This is a genomic window from Alteromonas australica (assembly GCF_000730385.1).
GTDB classification, from domain to species: Bacteria; Pseudomonadota; Gammaproteobacteria; order Enterobacterales; family Alteromonadaceae; genus Alteromonas; species Alteromonas australica.
Genome location: NZ_CP008849.1, coordinates 1,928,022 through 1,939,331, shown reverse-complemented (window position 1 = coordinate 1,939,331; position 11,310 = coordinate 1,928,022). Strand labels below are relative to the sequence as shown.

Genomic DNA, 11,310 nt, shown 5'->3' with positions numbered 1-11,310 from the left:
TACGGACAAACCTTTACGCGGCGATTTTCGTTTTGTTACGACGGTTTACTTGGCTTTACTTTGCGCCACACACGCCACGGTGGGTAATTCCAATTCAACCTGAGAAGTGTCATCTCGTATTAGGCACATGTCGGCCAACTTTAATAGAGTAAAACTTCTGGCTGGATTGTTATGTCTACCGTCTATGATAAGACCACGACTATCTACCGCAGATTGACGCTCAACGGTCATCGAGTGTTCATTGATAAAGACATCATCAGCCAAGGTGATGCTTTTGCCTCCCATAAATTCGCTAACGGCATCGACAATAGCCTGTTTCTGCGCTTTATCCGTAGAGACGCGGTTAGCATAGTAGCGTTCGCTTTCCATTGCCATGGTTGTGCACCCCGCGGCCCCAATTGTGGCCACTACCACACTGATAAATGTCTTCATAATCAATATTCCTCGCTTCATTCGCCGCTACTCCGGCTGTCGTATTGGCGTAGATATTTTATTGTGAAGAAAAATGGACGATTTAAGTTCATTTGGACGCTTAATCGATAGACCATCATCCCGACCTAAACTGTTGTTCTGCAACAGAGATGTTGAAGAAACCGTGACTGCCGGACACGAGCCCGTAGCGGAATGCGCTAATGCCGTACTTAGCATTGCTTCTTCAGGGTCCCCTAACGCGGCACTAAAGTCATCAGAAACCGTACAGCCAGGAAGCTCAAAGTCGAAGTTTGGTGATGACGATGGAATAAAACCATCCGCATAATCGCCGAACCCTTTTGCATTTACGCCTTGGAACTGAATAGTAAAATAGGTGGTACCGCAGTTATCCGTAGGATAGAAGCCGTAGGGTTTACCACAGGTTGCAGAGCCAATCTGCACAACCTCTACGTCAATACCACGCAGTGCGTTAATCACCGCCTCACTGGCGGAACACGTCGAATCAGTCGTAATCACATATATCTTACTTAGACTGACGCTAGGCAGCAGGGTATTGATGAAAACACCGGCGTTGTAATCAATTTCGTATTGGTAAAAGGGCGTGGGCTGTATCTCGTTACCCGAAATGGGATCGTAATCTGGGTGCTTATCATTAAACTGCAGGGTTTCGAAGGTCATGCCATTCGTTTGATTAGGGCCGGCAATCATATAAGACAGTTGGGACGCTAACGCAAGTAGCCCTCCACCGTTGTAGCGTAAATCAATCACAAGCTCAGTAATGTTCTCGTCGATAAAGGTTTCAAAAGACGCAATTAAGTCGTCTTGCGCAGTACGGTTAAACGTATTGAATTGAAAATACCCGACTTTCCCGCTTTCAGTATCTAGTACCTTCGTATTTTGCACAGGCGACACCACAATATCTTCCGACGTTAGGGTTTCCGTTAGCACACTGCCATCCGCCAATTCAAAGTCGAAGGTTGAAGACTGGCCGCTTTCGGCAGGGAAAAGCGCGTCGTTGAGTGCATCCACCCCCGCTTGTGTATTGTCGTTAACAAAGTCGATTCCATTCACACGCAAAAGCGACGCGCCCCGAGGAATAACCGCGAGGGCGGCTGGCGACCCAGGTTCTGTGTATCTCACCACCAATTGACGTGGTGGAGTACTACTAACAAATTCCCATGAAAACCCGTAAGAGGACGTTACTCCGGTTTGCGCTAAGGTATTATATTCATCAGTAGGTTGAGAGAAGTGAAAATTATCTTTCGCAGAACCGGTGGGCGTAACCCCATTGGTTTTAAGCTGAGCAAAATAGGCCTCAACGGTGAAATTTTCAGGCGGATTGTCGTCAACTTCGTCATACCAGAGGTACGTGTTGTTCGTCCAAGAACGCAGCCAAAGTTTTTCTTCTAAGGCTGAGCCTTCCGTATCAGGATAGTCTTCTCCCGTAAAAGGATCTATTCCTGTACGCGGTGTTTCACATCGCGCGATAAAGTTTGAAGCATCCTCGTAAACACCCGCTTCCCACGTAGGCTCGTCTGGCGTGGTGGGCGTTGTTGGTGTCGTAGGTGTCGTAGGTGTAACAGTATTATTATTGCTAGAGCCACTTCCGCCACAGCCGCTGATAATACCCGCTGCTAATATGACGGCAATCGCCCTCGATAATGTGGATACTTTAGATAATTTCACAACCTCTCCTTTTGCATATCTTAAAGCTGTTTTGCTTTATTCTTAATTATTGTTGCAAAATCATACTGCCATACTTATTCACGAACATCCATGCTCGAAAATATTTGTAACAATATTTTAGTTTGCCTTTTCCCCTTCTGGTTTACTCACAACAGGAACGCCTTTGCTCTGCCACTTAAACACCACAAAAACCAAATCTTCCTCGCCGGTATTTTTTACACCATGACCGTCCCAGGGGGCAGCATAGAGAAGATCTCCCGCTTTAGCCTTAAAGACCTTACCTTTTACATTCCACTCCCCCGTTCCTTGCGTAACCAACAAAAACTCCTCATCTGAATGCTTATGGGGGGGATGTATTTCCTTATCTGCCTGTATCACTGCCATTCCCACTAAAGACGGCGACGTTCCCACGGTTTCATCATTAAAATATTGATAAAAAACCCAACCATCGCCTTTGTCCACCACCGCTTTGTCTTGAGGAAGCACGAAGCTTGGGGTGTTTTCGGCCCTTGCATAAGCAAAAGTGGCCGCAGTGGCGATGGCGGTTAACGCAACGAAGGTCGTCACTACTGTGTGTTTTATAGTTTCTGAAATCTTCATATTCAAGCTTCCTTAAAAGTGATTACGTGTCACAAATGCGCCAATGAGAAAGCGCTTTCCTGATACGTTATGTCAAGTACATGTTAAATACAATATGGAAAACCGTTATGGGTTAAGGAAGGTTCGCGCTTGCGATGGGGAAAGACGTATTTATCTCAGTGTGCGTAAAACAAAAAAGCCCCACGATGTGGGGCTTAAATTATCATTAGAAAAGGAAGACGTTATGCTGTGGTTTCCCTCGCGGGTGAAGAAGGCTGCAAATTGATGTCATTTTGCATACCTTCTCGTTTAAGTAGCGTATTTGCGCGCAATACACTCCACACAACATACGCCAGCATTGGAATATTAAGCTGAAGTGAAGCAACATTGAGGCTAGCTTCGCCATGTACCACGACATACAAGGTAAGAAGCAATAACACACTAAAGCCAGATATCAGCAGCCAAACGGGTTTAGTCATGCGCTTGAATACCACTGTTAACACTGTATTCACTGCCATCACACACCAAAACACGGCAATCAATGAGCCAGAAATAAACATATCAGCTATTGCAGTAAGCGCTAAAGCACTCACACTGCCCCATACCACACTGTACCAGAGTCTACTAGCTAGCGGAGGGTGTGCTTTTTTAGATAACCAAACTTCCATACCTGATACACAAAGCATGGTGAGCATGACACCTAAAACAAAATACAGCCATTTGCTCGTCATGCCAGCAAAATCACCGAAGTGCAGTCGATACATTGCCCATACCAGTTGCTTGCCCCATTCACCAAATTCGTACCCGGCAACACCAACGAAATTCCCAGCCGTATCAAAGCGGTACCCTTCCGCGTAAATCATACGATTCGGCGCTTTAGCGTAAATTTCAATAAACTGCTCAGGCTCACCCACTTCATGTACCGTTAAAAATATTGGCGATTTTTCAGGTGCGAGTGTTTCCATTTGCGCAAACGCTTTTCCTATTGCAGGCTTACCTTCCTGAGGTGCTAAGACAGGGTCAGGGGTGAAAATTTGGTTCACAACTGCATCTCTATCCCCGTTGTAGTTTAACGTCGCAACGGTGACTAAAATAATGCCAGCCATGCCAAAATAGGCTCCTGTGATACCGATCATTAAATGAAAAGGGGCAGCCCACAGGCCAAAACGATTGTGAAGATCAATTTGCGCTTGCTGCCCATTACCTCCACGGCGAAGTTTAAACGCATCTTTGCTCATTCGCTTATGGGCGATGATGCCTGTTATCACCAAGGTACAAATAATTGCACCAAGCGCACTGACTAAGATCATGCCCCAACTCTGTGGCAAGTTTAAATAGAGGTGCAAATCCACCAGCATTTGGGTAAATGACACACTCTCCTCTTCTAGTAAGTTACCTTCTTGGTCAGCAAAATACGCTTTGTGGTCGTTCTCTACGACCAAGCGCGGAATGTCTGAGGTAGGAAACACCACATATAAATGGTGAGATTCCTCTGGGTTTTGGGCCAAAAAGGTATCCATCGCTTTTTCAATGACCTGGGGGGACACATTGTCCATTTCTTGAATATGAGGTTGTTCCCAACGTTCAAATTCCAAGTGAAAAACCGCTACCGTGCCCGATAAGCACACCAGAAATAAGAGCACGCTTAAAAATACGCCCACCCAATTGTGTGCGTTTAATGCGTTTTGTTTTGTCGTTTTATCCATTGTCATTTGCCTAAATGGGTAATAGCAGGAGAACAGGCACACTGACCGCAGCCAGCAGTATATAACCGCCAAGGACTTTCAATTTGCTAGCCGTGGCTAAATAGTGATAAACAAATAGTCCCCAAAGTAGGGGTAGCAATACAACCCCGGTCGCCAGCTTTCCTGCAATGCTAAACGGCATAAGCGCACACAGGGCTAAGGTAATAAGAACACTGACAACCAGCAATACCACCAACGTAACCAGGTAATTGCCTATATTGTTTAATACCTGTTTTCTTGAAAAATCCAATGGTCGGGCCGACGGCCTGTTTTTCGGTTCTGGAAGTACGGTTTGATTTAGCGCGATAAACGGCCACACCAAAATGGCAGGAATACATAACGCGTAGAGTAAACCAAACTCCCAACCCTGCGCATATGACCAACAAATAGTTGAAATAAGCCATACCAACAATCCTATATACAGAAAAGCTGGGGTCTGAGACCGCCAACTTTTGTAAACTGTTGCTACAGCAGCAAGGGTTAAACCACTTGCGGCAACGGTAAGCATGATTTCTCCTTAAAATGAATAGGTAAGCGATGCGTTAATAGTACGCCTAACACCAGGGAAGCAGTCACCTCTATAAAGACATGAAGTGAGGTATTTCTTATCAGTCAGGTTTCTGACATTCAACTGTAAATCTAGGTTATCCGTTACTGAATACGCTAACATGAGGTCTGCCAGTGTGTAGCTTGGTGTTTCATAACGAATAGCGCCATTTTCCGAAACACTTTCGCCTACGTAGCGAACGCCCGCGCCCATGCTCACCCCCGCTAATGCTTCGGGTGCATAGTTCAACCACAATGATGCGTTATTCTCAGGTTGGGCGGAAAGCGCGTAACCATTTGGATCTTCACCATCCATCACCGAGCCTGCGAACTGCGCCGACACGTCACCGAAATTTAAGCGCCCTTCAATTTCAACGCCGCTGATTTTTGTCACACCTTGTTGCTGTGCAGCTTCCACAGGCAAGCTGTTAGGATTAGGTAAGTTTGACACTTCAATATCATAATAAGCGAGGGTGATATAACCTGGTATCGCCGACATTTCATACTTGATACCCGCTTCGTACTGACGTCCCTCTTCAGGCTTTAATTGATTGCCATTAACATCAAGCCCCACCACGGTTTCGAAAGATTCAGCATAACTAATATAAGGTGATAGACCGTTATCAAATTGGTATAGCACCCCCGCCGAGTAGGAGGTTTGGCTATCTTCTTGGTCCGTTGTGCCATTATCGTTGTCGACTTTATCGTGGCGAAGCCCTAAGGTAAATCGCCAGCTATCTAACGAAATTTGATCAGATAAATAAAGGCCAGAATCAGACACGGTTTGCTCAGGAGCGTCATAATATATGGCATCGAAGATAGCTTGTTCTGGTGCGCCAGTATAAACGGGATTAGCTAAATCTAAAATGTAGCTAAAATCGCCTGCTAATGCGCCGCCACCGGCGTAGTATGCAGAATTCGTATCGGTCTCAACGTTCTGGTATTGCACGCCCGCCAGTAATTCATGTTCTAAATAACCTGTAGCAAAACGCTTTGTCACGCGGACATCCAACGCATGTTGGTTAAACGTGTTGTCAGCTTGATAGAAGGTGCGGGGGACGTAAGTATCAGTAGGCGCAACCGGCGCGCCAACAAAGGCATTAAGATAACGTGTGCCGCCCGTGAAGGTCGCCCACGCTTGATGGTAATCCGCTTCACCGTCTCGCCATAGTGCAGTAAATGAAACCGACGTAGTGTCGTTAAATATATGCTCACCAAGCAAAGTAACCTGACTGGATTTCGTATCAAATTTATTAAAATCAGGTTCGCCAACATAGACATCCTGATCCGGTAAATACGTGCCATCAGCCAACGGTAATAAGGTACCTTCAACAGGAATAAACTGCGCGGCGGTATCACTGTTGGTGTCTTGGAACATCCCAATGACCGTGAGTGTTGTATTATCGGATGGCATATATGACACAGAAGGCATGAGCACTTGAGTATCGTCAGTAACATAGTCAACTTGCGACTCTGAGTCGCGATACAGACCAACAAAGCGGCCTACCCATTTATCGTCATCGGACAAGCTTTCGTTAATGTCTACGCCGAGTTGAGCGCGAGAAAATGAGCCATAAGACAGAGTCACTTCACTGTCCTTGCCTAGCGTGGGCGTTTTGGAAACATAGTTAACAATTCCCCCCGGTGAGCCTTGACCGTAAAGCACTGACGCGGGGCCTTTTAGTAACTCGACTTGCTCCATGGTATACACTTCTGCGCGAGTAGAGTTATAGCTTCCAAACAGCTCTTGAATAGAATCTCGATAGCGGGGAATACTTAAACCTCGAGAAGAAACCGAATCTACACGGGTAGCATAGCCATACGTCTCTCCCGTGACGCCCGCCATATAGGTTGCAGTTTGGGACAAGTTAAGTGCCCCCTTTTGCTTGAGATCCAACGCGGTTTCGATAGAAATTGTTCGAGACAATTCCATAATAGGCGTATTGGTCTTTGTGGCCCCGAAGGCGCTTCGTGTTCCAACAACGGCTACCTTTTCAATGGCTTCATCTGTTTCTTGATTGGCGTCTGTAGTCGATTGAGCATTAACATTCAATGCGATACTTGACGATATTGCGATGGATAGGGCGGTGAGTGTGATGCTATGTGTTTTCATAGTTTTAGGGTTGTTATCTGTGTGTTAGTTATGATTATTTGCAGCCCATTTAGGCACTGTACATGACGTCTAGAACAATACTAACAAACCAAACTGCAAATGATAAGACTTATCATTTGTAGTAGCGAGTTTTATCCCAATGACTCGCTAAACAAGGTAGGCTCGACACGATGAAAAAATAGGTATAAAAAAAGCAGACGCGATAACGCGTCTGCTTTTTAGTGTTGCCTGTTCAATGAAGGCGTATTTTGTTGTTATGCAGCAGCACTTTCGTCTTCAGACTCAATAACTTCGTGACTGAGTAAGTATTCAAATGCTGCAAGAGAAGCTTTTGCGCCCTCGCCCATTGAAATAACGATTTGCTTGTAGGGTACAGTTGTCACGTCACCCGCAGCAAAAATGCCTGCTTCAGAAGTTTGACACTTAGTATCTACAACAATCTCGCCATACGGTGTCATTTCCACCACATCTTTCATGAATTGGCTATTAGGAACCAACCCGATTTGGACGAATACACCTGCTAAGTCAAGAGTATGCACTTCATTAGTACTTCTATCTTGATATTCAATGGCATTGACTTTACCGTTTTCAGCCAAAATCTGACGGGTAGCGGCATTCTTAATAATCGTAATATTGTCACGCTTTTCAGCTTGGTCAATCAGTACCTGATCGGCCTTAAGCGTAGGCATAAATTCAAATACGGTTACCGATTTTACAATGCCTGCCAAATCTAGTGCAGCTTCAATACCTGAGTTACCGCCGCCAATAACAGCCACATCTTTACCTTTAAAGAATGGACCATCACAGTGCGGACAATACGCAACACCATTACCAACATTCTCTCTCTCACCGGGCACGCCCAACTCTCTCCAGCGAGCACCAGTGGCAACCACCAGTGAACGGGTACGAATTTGTTCACCCGAAGACAGTGTGATGGTCTTCACATTACCTTTTTCGATATTCTCAACACGCACATGCTCTTTAAGCGTAATGTCGTAATCGTTAACGTGTTCCATCAAATTACCAACAAGCTCTGGGCCTGTGGTTTTTGGTACAGAGATAAGATTCTCAATACCCATAGTATCTTTTACTTGGCCACCAAAGCTTTCAGCCACGACGGTAACTTTCAGGCCTTTACGAGCACTGTATATAGCAGACGCTACGCCTGCAGGACCACCACCAATTACGGTGACATCTTGAAGTGGTAATTGTACGCCTGTATTCGCTTCTTTTAACGACGGATCGCGCTCAATAAGCTTGTCGATAAGTGAGGCTGCGTCAACTTTACCGTTGGCAAATAACTCGCCGTTTAGGTAAACGCTTGGAACGCCTTGAATGTCTCGCTCACTGATCAGGTTTTGATATAATCCACCGTCAATCATTTCAGACGTAATATTGTCGTTCAATAGCGCGAATTGATTAAGCGCCTGCACAACTTCTGGGCAGTTGTGACAGCTAAGGCTGATGAACACTTCAAAGTTAAGTTCGTCTTTTACAGCTTTAACTATAGATTTAACGCTGTCGTCTACTTTCAGTTCAGTTCCTGAGGCGTGAAGAATAGCAAGGATCAGTGAGTTGAACTCATGCCCGCCTGGAATGCCTGAGAAGCGAATCCCCGTATCTTGGCCATCGGCTTCAAGTAGGAAACTGATTGCGCTACGCAATTGACCTTGCGTATCACGTTCTTCAACATTTAATTTATCGCTTACACCTGCAATGTCGGACAGAAACGACACAAGCTCAGCACGCTTGCTGTGTTCACCAGTCTGTACGACAAAGGTTACGTTTTTTTGCATTGACTCGGTGTAGCCTTTCAATGCTTGCAAAATTTCTTTAGTTAACACGGTTGTTCTGCCTTATTTTCGACACGCCGATCCCTGTCAACCATTTTGATGGCTAACTGAATAGCGAAATTAGGGTTTATAAAGAAAGGGAGTGGAGAATCACTCCCTTATATAGCTAGGTGCTAAGCCGTTGCTTAGATTTTGCCTACTAGGTCAAGAGATGGAGCAAGGGTTGCTTCGCCTTCTTTCCATTTTGCTGGGCAAACTTCACCTGGGTTGTTTGCAACGTACTGAGCAGCTTTGATTTTACGAACTAGGTCGTCAGCGTCACGGCCAATGCCTTCAGACGTGATTTCCATTGCTTGCACAATACCTTCTGGGTCTACAACGAATGTAGCACGGTCAGCAAGACCCATCGTTTCACGCATACAATCGAAGTTACGTGTGATTTCGCCCGTAGGGTCGCCAATCATAGCAAACTTGATCTTGTTGATAGTGTCTGAAGAATCGTGCCACGCTTTGTGTGTAAAGTGAGTGTCTGTAGATACAGAGAACACTTCTACGCCACGAGATTGAAGCTCTTCGTATTTGTCAGCAATGTCGCCAAGCTCAGTTGGACATACAAACGTGAAATCTGCTGGGTAAAATACGAATACTGCCCACTTACCTTTGATGTCTTCGCTGCTTACGTCGATGAATTCACCGTCTTTAAATGCCGTTGCTTTGAAAGGCTTAATAGCAGTATTGATCAATGCCATGTTTAATTCTCCATTTATTGAGTTTTTGTTTAAAGCTGCAACATGTGCGCTAAAACAAGATTACGTAATTTAATGCTAAGATGTTCACTTACTTGCGCCAACACCCTTGCGCTTAACTGTTGACAAGAATAGCGCGAGAAGTTCAGAAACACCAATTGGTAAATCTGAATGGTTAAATCAGTTTTATCAATTAAAACCAACCAATTTAGCCGCTTTTCTGAACGAGGCGAAATATCGCATAATTCGTCGTTCACTACAAGCCTCGCATTCCTTCGTCAATCTCGTTAATGTTACGGCTATTATTGTTACAAGCACATGTCATTCATGAATAGATACCAGTATATACAACGAGAAATCGCCCGAGTAGATGGGAAGCGCCCTACCCCCTTATTGTCGAAACACTTGAAAATGGCACAAAGTCCTTTTGTTTTTTATCGAGGCAGTGCGCAACTTTTTTATGCTGATTTACAAAGTCACACCATTGCGGTGCCAGAGCAGTGCTTTAGCGTGCCCTTAACCAGCGTTATGGGAGATTGTCACAGCGCCAATTTCGGTTTTTTAACCGAGGAAGGCTCTCATGGCGATACGGTCATTTTTGCACCGAATGACTTTGACGATGCCTGTGTGGGATATGCGCATTGGGACATCCTTCGCTTACTCACCTCCTTCCATTTAATGCAGCGACACGTAGAAGGTGGCCAATCAGGTGACTATCAACTGTTAGATATAGACCCTCAAAAGCCGATAGTTGATTTAAATGATGTCATCGACGCCCAATCGGCTTGCCTAAAGCGCTATGTTGAAACATGCCAACGGGTCATTGAAGATAACAAGGTGCTAAACGAAGCCATGGACACAAACCCCGGTGGTAAATTAAGTAAGCTGTATCTAAAGGCATTAAAGCGCTCATCCACAGGGGACGACTTTACGTCGAAAAGTGCATTAGCTAAAGCCGTAAAGATGCATGATGACGGGCTGGCCTTTAAACACATTCCTGATAAATTCACGCCTGTCTCTAAAGAAGACTATAAAAACCTTCATCAGGCATTTTCTCCTTATATGGATGACAATGTTGTAGATATTACCTCGCGACACAACGCAGGTACCGGATCGGTTAATCTGCGTCGCTATTATTTTTTAGTAGGCCCCGAGAAACCCCACAATGAACAAAGTTTCTCTTACTGCCATATTGTTGAAGTCAAACAGCAACGTACAGCGGCGCCTTTGCACTACTTTACTGATCTGTGCCCTGTAAACAGACTTAACCCCGCGCATTTAACAGCGCGCAGTCAGCGACGCATGCAACGGCGACCAGACCTTCTTTTAGATGAGGTGCACTGGGATAACAGCCACTGGCTGGTTCGTTCTCGTCATCACGCGAAGGTAGGATTAAACCCAGAAGATATTGCTATGGGAAAAAAAGCCACTGAAGGCGGGTTTGCGGATTTTGGTGCACTGTGTGGTTATACATTGGCGTTGGCACATTGTCGGGGAGACAGAAGAAGCACACGCTTCGCTAGCCAAGCGGCGACACATTTTAATACCGTTTCTAATGCGTTAATAGAAAGCGCAAATCAATATGCCCTGCAAGTCATCGACGATCATCGAGCGTTTGTCGGCGACCTGAGAAACACGAATTCTTCAACCGCCGTTAAGTAAATATTAAC

The 11,310-nt window shown here is 45.3% G+C and carries 10 protein-coding genes; 1 reads left to right on the top strand and 9 read right to left on the bottom strand.

Going from position 1 to position 11,310, the window contains the following annotated elements; translation table 11 throughout:
• Nucleotides 1-45: 45 nt before the first annotated feature.
• From EP13_RS08570 to EP13_RS08530, 9 genes are all read right to left on the bottom strand, one after another.
• Complete coding sequence (locus tag EP13_RS08570; protein ID WP_052364336.1) at nt 46-432, bottom strand: hypothetical protein; 387 nt, start codon at nt 430-432, stop codon at nt 46-48.
• A gap of 27 nt (nt 433-459) precedes the next feature.
• Complete coding sequence (locus EP13_RS08565) at nt 460-2,118, bottom strand: S41 family peptidase (RefSeq protein ID WP_044056925.1); 1,659 nt, start codon at nt 2,116-2,118, stop codon at nt 460-462.
• Between the two features lie 117 nt (nt 2,119-2,235).
• Entirely contained in the window at nt 2,236-2,718 is a 483-nt protein-coding gene (locus EP13_RS08560) for a cupin domain-containing protein (protein WP_081869477.1), read from the bottom strand.
• A gap of 221 nt (nt 2,719-2,939) precedes the next feature.
• Nucleotides 2,940-4,403, bottom strand: coding sequence for a PepSY-associated TM helix domain-containing protein (locus EP13_RS08555; protein ID WP_044056924.1), 1,464 nt, complete (start codon nt 4,401-4,403; stop codon nt 2,940-2,942).
• A 10-nt stretch (nt 4,404-4,413) separates the two neighbouring features.
• Nucleotides 4,414-4,950: a hypothetical protein gene (locus EP13_RS08550; protein WP_044056923.1), complete on the bottom strand. Its 537-nt coding sequence runs from the start codon at nt 4,948-4,950 to the stop codon at nt 4,414-4,416.
• 9 nt (nt 4,951-4,959) lie between these two features.
• Complete coding sequence (locus EP13_RS08545) at nt 4,960-7,101, bottom strand: TonB-dependent siderophore receptor (RefSeq protein WP_044056922.1); 2,142 nt, start codon at nt 7,099-7,101, stop codon at nt 4,960-4,962.
• A gap of 254 nt (nt 7,102-7,355) precedes the next feature.
• The gene (gene ahpF, locus EP13_RS08540; protein WP_044056921.1) at nt 7,356-8,945 is read right to left on the bottom strand and encodes an alkyl hydroperoxide reductase subunit F; all 1,590 of its coding nucleotides are present in this window, start codon (nt 8,943-8,945) and stop codon (nt 7,356-7,358) included.
• A gap of 134 nt (nt 8,946-9,079) precedes the next feature.
• Complete coding sequence (gene ahpC, locus EP13_RS08535) at nt 9,080-9,637, bottom strand: alkyl hydroperoxide reductase subunit C (protein ID WP_425592650.1); 558 nt, start codon at nt 9,635-9,637, stop codon at nt 9,080-9,082.
• A 35-nt stretch (nt 9,638-9,672) separates the two neighbouring features.
• On the bottom strand, nt 9,673-9,897 hold the full coding sequence (locus EP13_RS08530) for a hypothetical protein (RefSeq protein ID WP_044056919.1): 225 nt from the start codon (nt 9,895-9,897) through the stop codon (nt 9,673-9,675).
• A 70-nt stretch (nt 9,898-9,967) separates the two neighbouring features.
• On the opposite strand from EP13_RS08530, the gene EP13_RS08525 reads away from it, so the two are divergent.
• On the top strand, nt 9,968-11,302 hold the full coding sequence (locus tag EP13_RS08525; RefSeq protein WP_044056918.1) for a DUF2252 family protein: 1,335 nt from the start codon (nt 9,968-9,970) through the stop codon (nt 11,300-11,302).
• Nucleotides 11,303-11,310: the final 8 nt, after the last annotated feature.

What these genes read in the sequence shown, in the direction of transcription:
- EP13_RS08555 (WP_044056924.1), bottom strand. Translation starts at nt 4,403, where the DNA reads ATGGATAAAACGACAAAACAAAACGCATTAAACGCACACAATTGGGTG.
- EP13_RS08570 (WP_052364336.1), bottom strand. Translation starts at nt 432, where the DNA reads ATGAAGACATTTATCAGTGTGGTAGTGGCCACAATTGGGGCCGCGGGG.
- EP13_RS08525 (WP_044056918.1), top strand. Translation starts at nt 9,968, where the DNA reads ATGAATAGATACCAGTATATACAACGAGAAATCGCCCGAGTAGATGGG.
- EP13_RS08545 (WP_044056922.1), bottom strand. Translation starts at nt 7,101, where the DNA reads ATGAAAACACATAGCATCACACTCACCGCCCTATCCATCGCAATATCG.
- EP13_RS08550 (WP_044056923.1), bottom strand. Translation starts at nt 4,950, where the DNA reads ATGCTTACCGTTGCCGCAAGTGGTTTAACCCTTGCTGCTGTAGCAACA.
- EP13_RS08560 (WP_081869477.1), bottom strand. Translation starts at nt 2,718, where the DNA reads ATGAAGATTTCAGAAACTATAAAACACACAGTAGTGACGACCTTCGTT.